General features: G+C 65.1%; 15 protein-coding genes and 1 tRNA gene. 10 read left to right on the top strand and 6 right to left on the bottom strand.

Annotation, left to right across the window (positions count from 1 at the left end):
• Window positions 1-66 precede the first annotated feature (66 nt).
• Complete coding sequence (locus CH306_RS18715) at window positions 67-1,389, top strand: MFS transporter (protein WP_094631044.1); 1,323 nt, start codon at window positions 67-69, stop codon at window positions 1,387-1,389.
• Here the strand turns inward: CH306_RS18715 and CH306_RS18720 are convergent.
• Both CH306_RS18720 and CH306_RS18725 read right to left on the bottom strand, forming a co-directional pair.
• A complete protein-coding gene (locus tag CH306_RS18720) occupies window positions 1,380-2,210 on the bottom strand; it encodes an alpha/beta fold hydrolase (protein ID WP_094647502.1) in 831 nt (276 codons plus the stop codon). The genes CH306_RS18715 and CH306_RS18720 overlap by 10 nt on opposite strands.
• Window positions 2,211-2,239: 29 nt before the next feature.
• Window positions 2,240-2,890 carry a TetR family transcriptional regulator gene (locus tag CH306_RS18725; protein ID WP_254924267.1) on the bottom strand — a complete coding sequence of 217 codons (651 nt, stop codon included), beginning with the start codon at window positions 2,888-2,890 and terminating at the stop codon, window positions 2,240-2,242.
• 171 nt (window positions 2,891-3,061) lie between these two features.
• Here CH306_RS18725 and CH306_RS18730 point away from each other — a divergent pair, with 171 nt between their 5' ends.
• From CH306_RS18730 to CH306_RS18740, 3 genes are all read left to right on the top strand, one after another.
• Window positions 3,062-4,174 (top strand): ferredoxin reductase, encoded by a 1,113-nt coding sequence (locus CH306_RS18730; RefSeq protein ID WP_094647504.1) that lies wholly within the window; start codon window positions 3,062-3,064, stop codon window positions 4,172-4,174.
• Between the two features lie 61 nt (window positions 4,175-4,235).
• Window positions 4,236-5,420, top strand: coding sequence for a fatty acid desaturase family protein (locus CH306_RS18735; RefSeq protein ID WP_032394619.1), 1,185 nt, complete (start codon window positions 4,236-4,238; stop codon window positions 5,418-5,420).
• Window positions 5,421-5,443: 23 nt separating this feature from the next.
• On the top strand, window positions 5,444-5,677 hold the full coding sequence (locus CH306_RS18740) for a hypothetical protein (RefSeq protein ID WP_032394788.1): 234 nt from the start codon (window positions 5,444-5,446) through the stop codon (window positions 5,675-5,677).
• A gap of 65 nt (window positions 5,678-5,742) precedes the next feature.
• Here CH306_RS18740 and CH306_RS18745 read toward each other — a convergent pair whose 3' ends face one another.
• The 3 genes from CH306_RS18745 to CH306_RS18755 form a co-directional block, all read right to left on the bottom strand.
• Complete coding sequence (locus CH306_RS18745) at window positions 5,743-6,870, bottom strand: methyltransferase (protein WP_094647506.1); 1,128 nt, start codon at window positions 6,868-6,870, stop codon at window positions 5,743-5,745.
• Window positions 6,867-8,009, bottom strand: a complete 1,143-nt coding sequence (locus tag CH306_RS18750; protein WP_094647508.1) for a N(5)-(carboxyethyl)ornithine synthase — start codon at window positions 8,007-8,009, stop codon at window positions 6,867-6,869. The genes CH306_RS18745 and CH306_RS18750 overlap by 4 nt, the downstream gene beginning before the upstream one ends.
• A 71-nt stretch (window positions 8,010-8,080) precedes the next feature.
• A tRNA-Arg gene (locus tag CH306_RS18755) sits at window positions 8,081-8,153 on the bottom strand.
• A 145-nt stretch (window positions 8,154-8,298) separates the two neighbouring features.
• Here CH306_RS18755 and CH306_RS18760 point away from each other — a divergent pair.
• Together CH306_RS18760 and CH306_RS18765 are read left to right on the top strand one after the other, a co-directional pair.
• Entirely contained in the window at window positions 8,299-9,456 is a 1,158-nt protein-coding gene (locus tag CH306_RS18760; RefSeq protein WP_094647775.1) for an XdhC family protein, read from the top strand.
• A gap of 44 nt (window positions 9,457-9,500) precedes the next feature.
• Window positions 9,501-11,564 carry a cytochrome c oxidase assembly protein gene (locus CH306_RS18765; protein WP_179272911.1) on the top strand — a complete coding sequence of 688 codons (2,064 nt, stop codon included), beginning with the start codon at window positions 9,501-9,503 and terminating at the stop codon, window positions 11,562-11,564.
• Between the two features lie 12 nt (window positions 11,565-11,576).
• On the opposite strand, the gene CH306_RS18770 is transcribed toward CH306_RS18765, so the two are convergent.
• Window positions 11,577-12,002, bottom strand: a complete 426-nt coding sequence (locus CH306_RS18770; protein ID WP_256981207.1) for a MarR family winged helix-turn-helix transcriptional regulator — start codon at window positions 12,000-12,002, stop codon at window positions 11,577-11,579.
• Between the two features lie 146 nt (window positions 12,003-12,148).
• On the opposite strand from CH306_RS18770, the gene CH306_RS18775 reads away from it, so the two are divergent.
• From CH306_RS18775 to ettA, 4 genes are all read left to right on the top strand, one after another.
• Entirely contained in the window at window positions 12,149-13,897 is a 1,749-nt protein-coding gene (locus CH306_RS18775; RefSeq protein ID WP_094647512.1) for an ABC transporter ATP-binding protein, read from the top strand.
• 10 nt (window positions 13,898-13,907) lie between these two features.
• Complete coding sequence (locus CH306_RS18780; protein WP_256981208.1) at window positions 13,908-14,567, top strand: IMPACT family protein; 660 nt, start codon at window positions 13,908-13,910, stop codon at window positions 14,565-14,567.
• Between the two features lie 165 nt (window positions 14,568-14,732).
• The gene (locus CH306_RS18785; RefSeq protein WP_094631065.1) at window positions 14,733-15,212 is read left to right on the top strand and encodes a single-stranded DNA-binding protein; all 480 of its coding nucleotides are present in this window, start codon (window positions 14,733-14,735) and stop codon (window positions 15,210-15,212) included.
• A 116-nt stretch (window positions 15,213-15,328) separates the two neighbouring features.
• On the top strand, window positions 15,329-17,008 hold the full coding sequence (ettA, locus tag CH306_RS18790) for an energy-dependent translational throttle protein EttA (RefSeq protein WP_032394612.1): 1,680 nt from the start codon (window positions 15,329-15,331) through the stop codon (window positions 17,006-17,008).

Here is a 17,008-nt window from a genome sequence, read left to right on the forward strand (position 1 = left end):
CAACGCGGTGCTTATGCAACTAGGTGCACCTGGGCGCGAGTTCGACGCGGACTAGTGTTGGCAAACATGGGAACCCAGCCGGAGGCCGCTGTCGTCGGAGTCGCCACAACGCGCAAGCAGGTCACCGCCTGGGGGTTCTGGGACTGGGGCTCGGCGGCGTTCAACGCCGTTGTTCTCACGTTCGTGTTCTCGGTGTATCTCACCGATGCAGTCGGCGACGACCTACCCGGTTCGATCTCGGCCACCACCTGGTTCAGTTGGACGATTGCCGTGTCCAGCGTTGTGATCGCGCTCCTCGCACCGGTCTGCGGGCAATACTTCGACGCGCGTGGCAAACGCAAGTGGCTGCTCGGAGTGTTGACCACGCTGACGGTCGTCGCCATGGCAGGCCTGTTCTTCGTCCGAGACGACTACCACTATCTCTGGCTGGGCCTGCTGCTGCTCGGTCTCGGGTCCATCATGTTCGAGCTGGCCAGCATCCCCTACAACTCGATGCTGCGGCAGGTCTCCACGCCGGAGAACATCGGCCGGGTATCCGGGTTCGGTTGGTCCATGGGCTATTTCGGCGGAATCGTACTGCTGCTTCTGTGCTACGTCGGCTTCATCGCCGGCGACGGCGACACCCGCGGAGTTCTGGGTCTGAGTACCGACGGTGGACTCAACATCCGACTCGTCGCGCTGCTCGCTGCCGTGTGGTTCGCCGTCTCGGCCGTCCCGGTGATGTTCTCCGTTCCCGAAGTGCCGCGAGCCGTCGCCGATCCGAAGGCCGCCGAAGCCGGGTTCGCGGCCTCGTACCGTGTTCTGTTTCGCGATGTCCGTGAGCTGTGGAGCGCAGACCGGCGCGCCGTGTACTACCTGATCGCCAGTGCACTGTTCCGAGACGGACTTGCAGGTGTCTTCACCTTCGGGGCCGTTCTCGCCGTCAGTGTCTACGGCATCGGTGCGGGTGACGTTCTGCTGTTCGGCGTCGCCGCCAACGTCATCGCGGGCCTCGGTGCCATCGTCGCCGGGCGGTTCGACGACAGAATTGGACCCAAGAAGGTCATCGTCTTCTCGCTCACGTCCATGATCGCGGCCGGAACCGTTCTGCTGTTCGTCTCGGGACCGACGATGTTCTGGATCTTCGGGCTGATCCTGTGCCTGTTCGTCGGACCAGCGCAGTCGTCCGCTCGCACCTTCCTGGCCCGGTTGGCTCCGCCGGGACGAGAAGGTCAGTTCTTCGGACTGTTCGCGACGACGGGTCGTGCCGCGTCGTTCCTCGCACCGTCTCTGTTCGGCCTGTTCGTGTGGATGTTCGACGCCGACCGCGCGGGTATCGCCGGGTTGATCATCGTTCTCGCTGCCGGTCTGCTGGCGTTGCTGAAGGTGCGGGCTCCGGATCAGGTCTGAACGGAGTCGATACGGGCCAGGATCTCGGCCGTGAGTTCCCGTGGGGCTTCCTCCGGGATCCAGTGCGAGATGCCGTCCAGTTCGACGAATCGGTATGGTGCATCGACGAATTCGCCGCAGCGCTCCGCTCCCGCTCGACCGATGGCGGTGTCGCCGTTGCTCCAGACGTATGTGGTGGGCACGGTCACCGGCGTCAGGTTCGCGAACTCTCTGGTCATCGCGGCATACCAACTCGATGCGGCCGTCAGCGCCCCGGGGACGGTGAGATGACGAACGTACTCGTCGTCGAGGCTCTCGGCACCGAACATCGCGCGCAGACGCTGCGCGTCGTTCTCCACCAGAACTCGCTCGGCCTTCTCCGGCTCCCGAAGCAGGCCGAAGTACTTCGACCGCTCCTGCTGATCCGGATCCTGACGGATGGCCCAGTTGAATGCAGCCGAATGCGGGACCGACGCCGTGGTGAGCGTGCGCACGCGGTCCGGATGCTCGGCCGCCACGTGCCAGGCGACCACCGCACCCCAGTCGTGTCCGACCAGATGCGCCGAGGGCACCTCGAGTGCGTCGAGCAGGCCGAGAACGTCGCCGGTGAGACGTTCGATGCGATAGTGCTCGACACCGATCGGGCGGGCACCGGGGGAGTAGCCCCGCTGGTTCGGGGCGATCACACGACAGCCTGCGTCCACCAAGCCGGGCGTCACCGCGGTCCACGACGCGTTGGTCTGCGGAAAGCCGTGCAGTGCAACCACCGGAACACCGTCCGACGGACCCGATATCGCAACGTCGAACACGTACTCGCCGACTCGTACCTCGGTCATGAACATCCCTTCGCGGCCGTCTCGTTCTCGAACGGTCAAGCCCGTCGTGGTTCCCATCGGCTCATTCCGAGCATGATCATGCGGATCTGCTTCTCGGTCCGCTGAATCAGGTCCTTCTCGTTCTGACTACCCGGCCTGTCGATTTCCAACAGTCCGACCACCGCGGTGAGCATCGTCGAGACGAGTAGGTCGGCCGTCATCTCGAGGTCGGCGACGTCCCACTGCTCGAGGCCGGGCATGCGGGAGAGGTCGATGGTCAGCTCGCTGACGAACAGGCGTAGCTCGGTGGCGAAGGCGCGCCGCACCTCGGTGACGCCGCCGTACCGTTCACGACTGAGAAATCGGAACTGATCCTCGTGGGTACGAACCTGGCGGACCAGGATGCCGAAGGATTCGGTGGCGGTCGTGGCGCTCGGGTTGCGTCGAGCGTCGCGCAGCATCTGCCGCAGCATGCGCATGCTGTCCTCGACGAGCGCGACGCCGAGGTCCTCCATGGACGCGAAGTGTCGGTAGAACGCGGTGGGGACGATGCCGGCGGATCGGGCGACCTCACGCAGGCTGACGCTGGCGAAAGAGCGTTCGCGTAGCAGGTCGAGGGTGCCCTCGATCAATGCCTGACGCGTGCGTTCCTTGCGCTCGGCACGGGTCCCCGGTTCTGTCACAACGTCCAGTTTATGGGCGCGCATTCTGTGATCTCCCTTCCGGTTCCTCCCCGACACCCACGGAACGGTCGATTCGCTCTGTAACGGCTGTCACATAAACGTTGACAGGTACCGGTGTCGCTCTGCCACACTCATGTTAGTGCACAATCGTTCACTGAATGGGTCGTAGGTTTCGATCCGGTTAGGGAGGATGGAATGACGCTTCAAGAACGTCCGCCGCGGACCTCGGGTTTGCGCAAGTTCTCGCTTCTTTCCCTGTTCGAGGCCATGGCCACACCCCACGCGCTCGACCGGTACCTCGAACTGGTCGATCCCATGACGACCGTTCGAGACCTGCGCGGTGAGGTCACTGCGATACACCGGTCCACCGAAGAATCGTTGACTCTCACCATCCGCCCCACGCGTCAGTGGAAGGGATTCAAGGCCGGCCAATTCGTTCAGGTCGGCGTCGTGATCGACGGTGTTCGTCACACCCGCTGCTATTCGCCTGCCTGCTCGCAGTACCGCGCGGACGGCCGGATCGAACTGACGATCAAGGCGCATCCCGAGGGGCTGGTCTCGCAGTACCTGCACAAGAACGCGCACGTCGGTCTGGTGGTCAGCCTGTCTCAGGCGGACGGCACGTTCGAGCTTCCCGAACCACGCCCGGCGAAGACGTTGCTGATCAGCGGTGGCAGCGGCATCACGCCGGTGCTGTCGATGCTCAGGTCGCTGCTGGACGAGGGGTACAGCAGCGACCTGACCTTCCTGCACTACGCGTTCACCGAGAACGACGTGGCGTACAAGAAGGACCTGGAGAAGATCGCTGCAGAGCACGAGAACGTGAACATCGTCTTCGCGTACACCGAGCAGAAGACGGGCGGCGACCTGTACGGGTTCTTCGGCCAGGAACATCTCGACGCAGTGGCCCCGTGGTTCGCCGAGGCCGACACCTTCCTGTGCGGACCTCCTGGGCTCATGAAGGGCGTGACGTCGTTCTTCGACGACGCAGGATTGAGCGAGCGGCTGCACCTCGAGGAATTCACGCCCTCGTTCGCCACCGTCAGTGACGACGTCACCGGAACCACGACGTTCTCCGGCAGCGATGTGTCCTCGGAGAACGACGGCGAGACGCTGCTCGAACAGGCCGAGGCGGCGGGCCTCTCACCGGCGAACGGTTGCCGGATGGGAATTTGCTTCACCTGCACCTCGGTGAAGAAGTCCGGCTGCACCAAGAACATCAAGACCGGTGAGACCGACACCGAATCCGACAAGAAGATCCAGCTGTGCGTGTCCGTTGCCGTGGGCGACGTCGACATCGACATCTAGATCCACCCCTGACACCGACAGTCCAGACCCATCTCGACCCGATCGAATTGGAGACCAGCAGATGCTCGGAACGATTCTCTCGATCCTGCCCACCACAGTCCTTCCCTTCCGCCGCAACGAGACGTTGCCGGACGAGCCGACCGTGCTGACCTACGAACAGGTCCAGGAACTCGGCCGCGAGCTCGACGATCTGCGCGCCCGCACCGTCGCCAAGCTCGGCGACGAGGACCGCGAATACATCTACAAGATCATCAAGGCCCAGCGCGGCCTCGAGATCACCGGACGCGCACTGATGTACCTGCCCTTCCTGCCGCCTGCGTGGCTGGCCGGAGTCGGTGCCCTCGGTGTTGCGAAGATCCTGGACAACATGGAGATCGGCCACAACGTCATGCACGGCCAGTACGACTGGATGCGTGAGCCCGGACTGAACTCCGAGGTCTTCGAGTGGGACACCGTCTGCCCGGCGGATCAGTGGAAGCATTCGCACAACTACATGCACCACACCTTCACCAACATCGTCGGCATGGACCGCGACATCGGCTACGGCGTGCTGCGGATGGACCAGGAGCAGAAGTGGAACCCGTACTACCTCGGTAACCCGGTCTACGCGTTCCTGCTGATGACGTTCTTCGAGTGGGGCGTGATGCTGCACGACCTCGAAACCGAGAACATCGTGGCGGGCAAGCGCAAGTGGCACGACGTGAAGCCGCTGCTGCAGGGCATGTGGCGCAAGGCCGGCAAGCAGGCGCTCAAGGACTACGTGATCTTCCCGGCGCTGACCGGGCCGTTCTTCGTCTCGACCGTGGTCGGTAACGTGGCCGCGAACCTCATCCGCAACGTGTGGACCTACTCGATCATCTTCTGTGGACACTTCCCGACCGGAGTCCAGACGTTCAGCCAGGAAGAGACCGCAGAGGAGACCCGCGGCGAGTGGTACGTGCGCCAGATGCTGGGTTCGGCCAACATCGAGGGCACCCCGCTGTTCCACATCATGTCGGGCAACCTCTCGCACCAGATCGAGCACCATCTGTTCCCCGACCTGCCTGCGCATCGGTACCCGCAGATCGCGCCCGAGGTCAAGGCCCTGTGCGAGAAGTACGATCTGCCGTACAACACCGGCGGCTTCTTCCACCAGATCGGCACCGTGTGGGGCAAGATCTTCAAGCTCGCGCTGCCCAATTCGCTCACGGGATCGGCGGCTCCGGCCGGTGTTATCGTCGAGCGAAAGAAGACCAGCGCAGCGTGACGACTTCGAAGGGGGCGGTCCTGTTGGTAGGCAAGTTCGAGCGCAACAAGGACACCGTGCAGGAATTCACCGAATCTGCCGCGACTCACGTCGGCCGGATCGTGGTGATCATCGCCGGAGCCGTCCGCGACGTCACTCGTGAAATCGGTGACCTGATCACCGACGGAATCGAGATGCGCGAGGCCGCGAAGAAGGCGGAGCGTGACGCCCCGCTTGGCACCGTGATCAACGGTGAGTTCGAGACCCGCGAACGGTAGAGCGGTACAAGATCGACGCAGCGCCGCCCGAGCATCACTCGGGCGGCGCTGTCGTGTGTCCACGCTCAGCGTGCGCGCAGCCGCCACAACGACGTGGTCTCGCGCGAGCGCGCCTCGTGCAGCACATCGGAGCTGTCGGTGACGCGTGAGTGCGTCGGGGTGGTGTCGGTGCGGCCGACGACGGCCAGACCCGCAGCGTCGATGGCGGTGAGAAGGTCTGCGCGAGTGACCAATTCGAGCAGTTCGGCGAGGTCGGAAACCACGAGCCATGCTTCACCGTCGGGCGTCAGGTGCCCGCGGAGCCGGCTCAGGAAGGATTTGAGCATTCGAGACCCGGGGTCGTACACCGCATGTTCGATGCCCGATGTCGGTTTCGTGGGGATCCAGGGCGGATTGCACACGATCAGTCCCGCGCGGCCGGACGGGAAGATGTCGGCCTGCACCACCTCGACTCGATCGGCGTACCCGAGAGCATCGATGTTGGCTCGTGCGCACGCGACCGACCGCGGATCCTTGTCGGTCGCGACCACCGAGGTCACCCCGCGCCTGGCGAGTACCGCAGCCAGCACGCCCGAGCCGGTGCCGATGTCGAACGCTCGGTCCGTGTCCGGCATCGGGGCGTCGGCGACGAGCCGAACGTACTCGCCGCGGACAGGGGAGAAGACTCCGTAGTGCGGATGGATCGAGGCGTCGAGCGCCGGAACGAAGACGCCCTTGCGTCGCCACTCGTGTGCGCCGACCATCCCGAGCAGTTCGCGCAACGACAGCACGCACGGCGCGGCGTCCGAGCCGAGAGCGTCCGTCACGGCCGCCCGCACGTCCGGTGCCCGGCCGAGATCGAGACGAACATCCGAATCGAGTTCCACCAGAAGCATTCCCAGCACTCGCGCACGTCGCGCTTGATACTGGCGGTGCAGATGAAACCGCTCCGCACCCGACGCGTCCGGCAGGTGTTTCGCTGCCGGTACCCGCCGGGTCATCGCCGACAACAGCTGTCGTGCGTTGTTGTAATCGCCGCGCCACAACAACGCCTCACCGATCGTGGCCATCTTGTACGCCACGTCGGCGGTGGTCGAATCGTTCACGATCCGCACCACGCGCGGTGGGGGAGCGCCGTTCCCGGACTGCCAGCGAGACGTCCGCTCGCTACCGTCCTCGGTCCAGCCGATGATCGACGCTGCGTCCTCGTTCATGCGGCGGTGTGCGGGTACTCCGCACTGCGGTGTTGAAACGCAAGGATATTGGGGTTGACGATGACGCCGCTCCTGATCTCGATCGATCGCTCGATGGTGGCGTCACGGCTCCAGGCCGAGGGACCGTCGAGGACGGTTCGCAGGTACGGCAGCAACGATTCGCTGATCTCCCAGGTGGCCGAGTTCCACAGATAGGACGGGCTGTGGTCGACGGCGTAGTACTTGACGTTGTCGCCGACGGTGAACATGGGATCGGTGAACGAGGTGGGTCTGGCCCATTCGAAGCCCATTCCCTCGTCGCAGGAGACGTCGACCACGAGAGTTCCCGGTGCGAGAGTGGGCAGATCGTCGTTCGTCAGGAACGTCAACGGTGCATTGGTGTCCTGCAGAACACAATTGACGATCACGTCGTGGTCGGCGAGGAACTGGGACAGCGGCACCCGTCCCTCGGGCGTGAGAGCTCGGCTTCGTCGGGGATCGGCGTCGTCGAGATCGAAGTTCACGATGTTGGCCGAATGAATGGGCGACCCGACGGCCGTGACACCGCGTTGTGTCAGGACGTCGACGTCGTGGATGCCGTGCGCGTTCAGAGCGGTGACGGCACCGCGGGCCGTGGCCCCGAAACCGATGACCGCGGCACGCAACCGTCGGCCGTAATCGCCCGTGGAACCGATCAGCTGCAGTGCGTGCAGCACCGAGCAGTAGCCGGCCAATTCGTTGTTCTTGTGGAACACATGGAGATTGAACCAGCCGTCCTGCGTCCAGTGGTTCATGGCCTCGAACGCGATCAGCGTCAGTTTGCGTTCGACGGCGATCTGGGTGAGGGCTCGATCCTGGACGCAGTGCGGCCAACCCCACAGGGTCTGCCCGGGGCGAAGCGCGGCGAGATCCTCGGCCTGCGGCTTCGGCAGCAGGATCACATCGCAGCGAGCGATGAGTTCGTCGCGCGTGTGAATGCCCGCTACCTGGGTGGCCAGATGTTCGTCGGAGATTCCGAACGGTTCGCCGTAGCCCGATTCGAGAAACATGCGGGCTCGGATGTCGGCATCGATGCGATCGAGATGAAGTGGATGAATCGGCAGTCGCCGCTCATTCGGCTTGCGTGAACGTGAGAGGACTCCGAGAGTGAGCTGATGCACGTGTGACCCTTCGTTACCGTCGAGTCAACCACAGTGGGCCGAGGCGTCACGTGTTCGTGCTGGTCAGAGTGTGCCCCCGGCAGGATTCGAACCTGCGACCAAGGGATTAGAAGGCCCTTGCTCTATCCCCTGAGCTACGGAGGCTGGCGCGTGCGGGGTGGACCCGCTCGAGCACGGTTGACGAGTGTACCTTTCCGCCCGTGCCGTCGAAGCAGGCACGGGGCGAGCTGGCATCCTGAGGGGAGCCGGTGTTCTCGGAATCCTTCCGACCTGTGCCGAAGGAGGTTCGATGCACGACATCTTGGACGACGTACTGCACAGCTGGCAGTCCGGCGACGTGGCCGCGGTCGCGACGGTGGTTCGCACCTTCGACTCGGCTCCGCGTCCGGTCGGTGCGTCGATGGTCGTCGGTTCGGACGGTGCCGTTGCCGGATCGGTCTCGGGCGGTTGTGTCGAGGGTGCGGTGTACGAGCTCGCACAGGACGTGATGGATTCCGGCGCGCCCGTCCTCACGCGATACGGGATATCCGACGACGACGCTTTTGCCGTCGGACTCACCTGCGGCGGAACGCTCGACGTCTTCGTGCAGCGGATCTCTCGGCACACGTTTCCCGAATTCGAGGCTCTCGTCGCGGACGTTCGCGGCAACGTGCCCGTGGCGGTGGCCACCGTCGTCGCACACTCCGATCCGGAACGGCTCGGCCGAAGGATCGTCGTCGGAGAATCGGGCACCCGTGGCTCGCTGGGCAGCGCGCGGGCCGATGCCGCCGTGGCCGACGATGCGAAAGGGCTTCTCGCCGCGGGCCGTTCGGCTGTTCTGACCTACGGACCCGACGGTCAGCGACGAGGGGAGGGGATGGAGGTGTTCGTCTCGAGCCACGCTCCGCCGCCGCGGATGCTGGTGTTCGGAGCCATCGACTTCGCTGCCGCGGTGGCGCAGCAGGGCGTATTTCTCGGCTACCGCGTCACCGTCTGCGACGCACGGGCAGTCTTCGCGACTCCGCAGCGGTTCCCCGCCGCCGAGCAGGTCGTGGTCGCGTGGCCGCACGACTATCTGTCCGAGCAGTTCGCGGCGGGAGAGGTGGACGAACGCACCGTCGTCTGCGTGTTGACGCACGACCCCAAGTTCGACGTGCCGCTGCTCGAAGTGGCGTTGCGCATCCCCTCTCTGGCGTTCGTCGGCGCGATGGGATCACGCCGTACACACGACGACCGCACGGCTCGGTTGCGTGCGGCGGGTCTGACAGAGACCGAACTCACTCGTCTGGCCAGTCCGATCGGGCTCGACCTCGGGGCGCGGACGCCGCAGGAGACAGCGGTATCGATCGCCGCGGAGATCATCGCCCACCGTTGGGGCGGTACCGGTGAACCGCTGCGCGCCCGACGCGGACGCATCCACCACGACGCGACCGAGGCCGTGAGCACTGACAAGTACGACGCTGTGTAGGACTCGCGTTTCGGCTACCGCCGATCACCTCTTACTCTGGTGGTATGGCAACACCGGATCTCGAGAAGACCGAACCCTCGACCGCCGAACTGCAGGCGGACGATGTCCGGGCGGATGTGGATCCGCGTTCGGCCACGAACACGGTGTTCGTCACCGCGGGCGTCATCGCCGGTGTGGTTGCCGCACTCATCGTGATGCTCTCCGCGTCCGACGCCCTGGTGTTGCTCGGAATACCGGACCCGGGCCCGGCCACGACCTACGGTCTACCTGCCCTACGGGCGATAGGCGAGATCGCCGCCGTCATCGCCATCGGATCGTTCCTGCTGGCCGCGTTCCTCGTACCGCCGCAGAAGAACGGCGTGCTCGACGTCGACGGGTACCGCGCCGTGCGGACCGGTTCGGTCGCCTCGATCGTCTGGGCCGTCTGCGCGTTGCTCCTCGTGCCGCTGACACTCTCCGACACCTCGGGGCAGCCCTTCACCGAAGCCATCAAGCCGGCGAACCTGTGGGTCGCACTCGACCAGGTGGAGATCGCCAGCGCCTGGCGTTGGACCGCCATCATGGCCGTTGTGCTCGCCATCGCGTCGCGCACGGTGTTGCGGTGGGCCTGGACTCCCGCACTGCTCGGGTTCTCCCTGGCGACGCTGCTCCCGATCGCGCTGAGCGGCCACTCCTCGGCGGGCGGATCGCACGACATCGCCACCAACAGCTTGATCCTGCACCTCGGAGCCGCGTCGCTGTGGGCGGGCGGACTGTTCGCGCTGCTGGCACACGTTCGCAGGCACGGTGCGCATGCCGATGTCGCGGCTCGCCGGTTCTCCACGATCGCCGGAGTCTGTTTCGTGGTGATGGGCATCAGTGGCGTCATCAACGCGTTGGTTCGCGTATCGATCTCCGACCTGTTCACCACCACCTACGGCCTGCTGATCGTGGGCAAGATCGTGGCCCTGATCGTGCTGGGCGGTTTCGGCTGGATGCAGCGTCGCCGCGCACTACCGGCCCTGGTCGCCGATCCCTCGGCCCGCGGGCCGCTGCTCCGCTTCGCCGGAGCCGAGGTGCTGGTCCTCGCGGCGACCATCGGACTGGCCGTCGGGCTCGGCCGCACACCGCCTCCCGCCGAGATCGACCCCGATCTCACGCCGACCGAGGCTGCACTCGGATACGACCTCAGCGGCCCGCCGACGTTCGCGCGAATGGCGCTGGACTGGCGCTTCGATCTGATCTTCGGCACCGCTGCCATTGTCATGGCCGTGGTGTACCTGATCGGCGTTCGTCGACTGCGGCTGCGCGGCGACGCGTGGCCCGTCGGCCGTACCGTGGCCTGGGTCCTGGGCTGCCTGACGCTTCTGATCAGCACGTCCTCGGGAATCGGTCGCTACTCCACGGCCGTGTTCAGCGTGCACATGACCGGTCACATGATGCTCTCGATGCTGGCACCGGTCCTGCTCGCGCTCGGTGGTGCGTTGACGCTGGCACTGCGGGTGCTGCCCGCGGCGGGCAAGGACGGCGTTCCCGGGATTCGTGAATGGCTGTTGCTCGGACTGCACAGTCGAATCTCGCAGTTCCTGACCCATCCGCTCGTCGCCTCGCTGATCTTCGTCGGCGGCTTCTACGTGCTCTACCTCGGTGGCATCTTCGGAGCGGTACTGGACAGTCACGGCGCGCACCTGCTGATGAACCTGCACTTCGTGCTCAGCGGCTACCTGTTCTACTGGACCGTCATCGGTGTCGATCCGTCCCCGCGCAAGATCGCTCCGGTCACCAAACTCGCAGTCGTGTTCGGTTCGCTGCCGTTCCATGCCTTCTTCGGCGTGGCGCTGATGAGTATGAACACCGTGATGGGTGCCTGGTTCTACCGGACGCTCGGGCTGGATTGGAACTCCGATCTGCTCGGGGATCAGAAGCTCGGCGGCGGTATCGCCTGGGCCACCGGCGAGGTTCCGCTGGTGCTCGTCATGCTGGCGCTGCTGATCCAGTGGTCCCGCAGCGACGATCGGGATGCCAGGCGTGGTGACCGCGCCGCCGAGCGCGATCACGATGCCGATCTGGCCGCGCACAATGCGATGTTCGCCGAGCTCGCTCGACGCGATCGAACCGGCGAGCACTGATCGGCCTTCGGGTCAGTCCGTCTCGGCGATCTTGCTCAACAGTCGGTTCAGCTCGACGCGTTCCGCAGGCTCCAGGCCATCGAACATGTCCGAGGACACCTGACGGCGTGCGTCGTCGATCCGGTCCAGCAGCGCGCGGCCGGTGTCGGTCAGCTCGACCAGGACGGCTCGCCGATCGCTCGGATCCTGTTGCCGCGTCACCAGACGCGCCGCCTCGAGGGAGTCGACGATGTCGGTGGCCGACCGCGCCACGATCCGCAGGTGTTCGGCCAAATCGCGTAGTCGCACGGACTCGGGCTCGCGCGCCAACACGTGCAGGGCTCGGCTCTGCGAAGGATTGAGGCCGAACGGTTCCAACGCAGCCATGTGGCTGCGTCGGATGCGCCGCGCAACGGCCATGAACGAATCGCTCAGGTTGGGCGAGTGTCCGGTTTCCATGCAACGGATCATAGCGACGGTTGCCGGTTACCTCATAGTGAGGTAGCCTCTGCATATCACTTCGGTGACCCCGCACTTCAGCTACCACGGAGGTCTACTTGGAAAGCCGACCCGAACGTTCTCTCCTCGCGTCCGATCCAGCACCCGTGCGCCGAGTCCTGGCTCTGTTCACGCCCTACCGCCGCAAGATCGCCGCCGTCAGCGCGATCATCGTCGTCAGCGCGATCATCGCGCTCGCGTCCCCCTTGCTTCTTCGCGAACTCCTCGATCATGCGATACCCGACCGCGACGTCACGCTCGTCAGCTTCATCGCACTCGGCATGATCGCAGTTGCAGTCGCCACCAACACTCTCGGCGTCGTACAGACCTGGATGTCCAACGGCGTCGGTCAACGACTCATGCACGATCTTCGCGTCCAGGTCTACTCGCACCTGCAACGCCAATCCCTCGGGTTCTTCGCGCGCACCCGCACCGGCGAGGTCCAATCACGTATCGCCAACGACATCGGCGGCATGCAATCGGTGGTCACCAACACCGCCACGTCCATCGCGCAGAACGCCACGACCGTTGCCGCGACGGTGGTCGCACTCTTCCTGCTGGACTGGAAGCTCGCCACGTTCTCGTTGATCATCCTGCCGGTCTTCGTCCGCGTCGCCCGCCGCATCGGCGACGAGCGGCGCAAGATCTCCACGAAACGACAGAAGTTGCTCGGCGACCTGTCGGTGCAGATCGAGGAATCACTGTCGGTCAGCGGCATTCTGCTGGGCAAGACCACCGGTTCCGCCCAGGCTCTGACCGACAAGTTCGCCGCCCGGTCCCACGAGGTCGCGGGCGTCGAACTCGCGGCGATGATGGCCGGAAAATGGCGAATGGCCACCATCCAGATCAGCTTCGCCGTCATGCCTGCACTGGTGTACTGGTTCGCCGGCATCACCATCGGGCAGGGGAGCGCGCTGACGATCGGCACCCTCGTCGCGTTCACCGCTCTGCAGACCCAGTTGTTCCGGCCCACCATGCAGTTGCTCAACACCGGTGTCGAGGTACAGGCCTCGCTCGCCCTGTTCGGTCGCGTGTTCGAGTACCTCGATCTACCGATCGACGTGGCCGAGCCCGCCCACCCGGTGGCACTGCCCCGGGAGACCGTCCGCGGCGACGTCGCCTTCCGCGGTGTCGACTTCACCTACGCCGCGGCAACGGTTCCGACCTTGAGCGTTATCGACCTCGCGGTCCCGGCCGGAAGCACTCTCGCCCTGGTCGGTGCCACCGGATCCGGTAAGACGACCCTGGGCTATCTCGTTGCGCGGCTACACGATCCGACGGCCGGAACGGTGACCATCGACGGCATCGATCTGCGGGAGCTCGCGTCGGAGACGATCGCGGACCTGGTCGGCGTCGTCTCCCAGGAGACGTACCTGTTCCACGCCACCATTCGAGAGAACCTGCGATTCGCCAAACCCGACGCCACCGACGAGGAGATCGTCGCGGCGGCTCGCACGGCGCAGATCCACGACTTCATCGACGGCCTCGACGACGGCTACGACACCATGGTCGGCGAGCGCGGGTACCGCTTCTCGGGCGGTGAGAAGCAGCGCATCGCGATCGCCAGAACGGTGCTGCGCAACCCGCCGATCCTGGTGCTCGACGAAGCGACCAGTGCTCTGGACAATCGCACCGAACGCGCAGTGCAAACCGCGCTCGACGGCCTGATGGAGGGGCGAACGACCATCCTCATCGCGCATCGACTGTCCACGGTGCGCTCCGCGGACCGCATCGCAGTACTCGACCACGGCGTCGTTCGCGAGGTCGGAACCCACGAGTCCCTGCTCGAGAACGACGGCATGTACGCCCAATTGGTCCGTGCCGCAGACGATGTCGTGGACAGTGTGGCTGCATGAGAGTGACCGGGTGACCCCACTGCGCACCATCGCGAGCCGAGTCGAGTGCGAGACCGACGTCAAGAAGTCCAGGTTCGTCGCCGTCGTCGATCGCGCGAGCACCGAAGCGGAGGCGCGGGCGGTGATCGCCGCAGCTCGCAAGGCCGATCCTGCTGCCGGACATCATTGTTCGGCGTTCATCGTGGACGCGTCGTCCACCGACCTGCGCGTCGACACCGCGGGTGAGGCACAACGAGTCGAGCGGTCCAACGACGACGGTGAACCCGGTGGCACGGCAGGTACACCGATGCTCGACGTGCTCCGCGGCCATCACCTGACCAACGTCGTCGCGGTCGTCAGCAGATACTTCGGCGGAACCAAGCTGGGCACCGGCGGACTGGCGCGTGCCTACGGCGGCGCGGTGACCGAGGCCCTGTCCGGAGCGACGTTCCTGACCCGGGAGCGACGCGAGATCATGACGCTCGAACTCGATCACGCCGAGGTCGGCCGGGTGGAATCGGAACTGCGGGGGCACGGAGTCCTGGTGGTCGGCACCTCCTACGGTGCGTGCGCGGTACTGACCGTCGCGGTGCCGGACGCCGATTCGACTGCGGCGCTTGTTGCTTCGCTCACTGCGGGCCGCGTGGTTCCCGTGCTCGACGGCCACATGTACGCCGAAATTCCCGACTAGCACACCTCCCCGACATTCTCGGCTCGCGCGGACCCCGATTCCGGCCGTTCATCCACAGACCGGGCAGTTGTCCACATTTCGCCGACTCGTTCACCGCAGACGTTCTCCGCGTAGCAGTCTCGAACTCGATCGCAATCACGCGACATCGATCGAGGGGAAGACAGCATGTACGAAGCACAATGCGCCGTGGTCGGCACGGTCATCACCAATCCCGTCAAGCGCTCCACGCCCACCGGCGACGAGGTCCTCAGCTTCCGGATGGCCAGCAACGCCCGACGGCAGGACCGCAACACCGGCGAATGGACCGACGGTGGAACCCTCTACCTGACGGTCACGTGCTGGCGTCGCCTGGTGCGCGGCGTCGGGGCGTCGCTGATGAAGGGCGACCCGATCATCGCCTACGGACAGCTACGCACCAACGAGTACACCAATCGTGACGGAGTCGAACGCGCGGATCTCGAGATGCGGGCCAGTGCCGTCGGACCGGATCTCGCGCGCTGCAACGTCTCGATCCACCGGACCCGAGCGGTGGCATCCGACGCTGCGACGGACGGCGATCCGGGAGCGACCGAACCCGTGGACGCGGATGAGGATCGCGATCACGACCGCATCGACGACGACGTGCGCGAGTCCGTTCCGGCCTGACGCAGACCCGGGACCCGCCGTCCGCGCTGCATCGGAACCTACGATCGGGTGTGGACGGCGGCTGCGCCCTCGGGCGGTGGTGCCGGAGACTCGCTCGCACCGATAAGCTGGGCGTCATGGCTGAATTCATTTACACCATGAAGAAGGTGCGCAAGGCGCACGGCGACAAAGTCATCCTCGACGACGTGACGATGAGCTTCTATCCGGGAGCGAAGATCGGCGTCGTCGGCCCCAACGGCGCCGGTAAGTCCAGCATCCTCAAGATCATGGCGGGAATCGATCAGCCCGGAAACGGTGAGGCGTTCCTCGCTCCCGGTGCCTCGGTCGGCATCCTCATGCAGGAACCGGTCCTCGACGACACCAAGACCGTTCGTGAGAACGTCGAGGACGGCCTCGGCGAGACGATGGTCCAGCTCAAGCGGTACAACGAGATCGCCGAGCTGATGGCCACCGACTACTCCGACGAGCTGATGGAAGAGATGGGCGAGCTGCAGGAAAAGCTCGACCACGCCGATGCCTGGGAGATCGACTCACAGCTCGAACAGGCGATGGACGCGCTGCGCTGCCCGCCGCCCGAGTCGCCCGTCACCAACCTCTCCGGTGGTGAGAAGCGCCGCGTGGCGCTGTGCAAGCTGCTGCTGAGCAAGCCGGACCTGTTGCTGCTCGACGAGCCGACCAACCACCTCGACGCCGAGAGCGTGCTCTGGCTCGAGCAGCACCTGGCCGCGTACTCGGGTGCAATTCTCGCCGTCACACACGACCGGTACTTCCTCGACCACGTGGCGCAGTGGATCGCCGAGGTCGACCGCGGACACCTGTACCCGTACGAGGGCAACTACTCCACGTACCTGGAGAAGAAGGCCGAACGCCTCGAGGTATCGGGCAAGAAGGACCAGAAGCTGCAGAAGCGCCTCAAGGACGAGCTCGCCTGGGTTCGCTCCGGTGCAAAGGCGCGTCAGGCCAAGAGCAAGTCTCGTCTGGCTCGTTACGACGAGATGGTGGCCGAGGCCGAGAAGACCAGGAAGCTCGACTTCGACGAGATCCAGATCCCCAACCCGCCGCGCCTCGGCGACGTCGTGGTGGAGGTCAAGAGCCTGGACAAGGGCTTCGACGGCCGCGTACTGATCAAGGATCTCTCGTTCACGTTGCCCCGCAACGGCATCGTCGGCGTCATCGGCCCCAACGGTGTCGGTAAGACGACGCTGTTCAAGACGATCGTCGGGCTCGAGGAGCCGGACGGCGGTGAGGTCAAGATCGGACAGACGGTCAAACTCAGCTACGTCGACCAGAACCGGTCGGGCATCGACTCGAAGAAGACGGTGTGGGAGACGGTCTCCGACGGCCTCGACTTCATCACCGTCGGCAACTCCGAGTTCCCGTCCCGCGCGTACATCAGTTCGTTCGGGTTCAAGGGTCACGATCAGCAGAAGCCTGCAGGAGTTCTGTCCGGTGGTGAGCGCAACCGTCTGAACCTGGCGATGACACTCAAGCAGGGCGGCAACCTGATCCTGCTCGACGAACCGACCAACGACCTCGACGTCGAAACACTCGGATCGCTCGAGAACGCGCTCGAGGAATTCCCCGGTTGCGCCGTGGTCATCTCGCACGACCGGTGGTTCCTGGACCGCACCTGCACGCACATCCTGGCGTGGGAAGGTGGCTTCGGCGACAACGAGGCCGCGTGGTACTGGTACGAGGGCAACTTCGAGGGCTACGAGGCCAACAAGGTCGAACGCCTCGGACCCGACGCGGCCCGTCCGCATCGCGTCACACACCGGAAGCTGACCAGGGACTGA

Source organism: Rhodococcus sp. 15-725-2-2b, from assembly GCF_002259075.1.
GTDB lineage: Bacteria > Actinomycetota > Actinomycetes > Mycobacteriales > Mycobacteriaceae > Rhodococcoides.

Coding starts and splice junctions, on each gene's coding strand:
- CH306_RS18715 (WP_094631044.1), top strand. CDS start 67: ATGGGAACCCAGCCGGAGGCCGCTGTCGTCGGAGTCGCCACAACGCGC.
- CH306_RS18745 (WP_094647506.1), bottom strand. CDS start 6,870: ATGAACGAGGACGCAGCGTCGATCATCGGCTGGACCGAGGACGGTAGC.
- CH306_RS18770 (WP_256981207.1), bottom strand. CDS start 12,002: ATGGAAACCGGACACTCGCCCAACCTGAGCGATTCGTTCATGGCCGTT.
- CH306_RS18735 (WP_032394619.1), top strand. CDS start 4,236: ATGCTCGGAACGATTCTCTCGATCCTGCCCACCACAGTCCTTCCCTTC.
- CH306_RS18730 (WP_094647504.1), top strand. CDS start 3,062: ATGACGCTTCAAGAACGTCCGCCGCGGACCTCGGGTTTGCGCAAGTTC.
- CH306_RS18785 (WP_094631065.1), top strand. CDS start 14,733: ATGTACGAAGCACAATGCGCCGTGGTCGGCACGGTCATCACCAATCCC.
- ettA (WP_032394612.1), top strand. CDS start 15,329: ATGGCTGAATTCATTTACACCATGAAGAAGGTGCGCAAGGCGCACGGC.
- CH306_RS18760 (WP_094647775.1), top strand. CDS start 8,299: ATGCACGACATCTTGGACGACGTACTGCACAGCTGGCAGTCCGGCGAC.
- CH306_RS18720 (WP_094647502.1), bottom strand. CDS start 2,210: ATGTTCATGACCGAGGTACGAGTCGGCGAGTACGTGTTCGACGTTGCG.
- CH306_RS18765 (WP_179272911.1), top strand. CDS start 9,501: ATGGCAACACCGGATCTCGAGAAGACCGAACCCTCGACCGCCGAACTG.
- CH306_RS18725 (WP_254924267.1), bottom strand. CDS start 2,890: ATGCGCGCCCATAAACTGGACGTTGTGACAGAACCGGGGACCCGTGCC.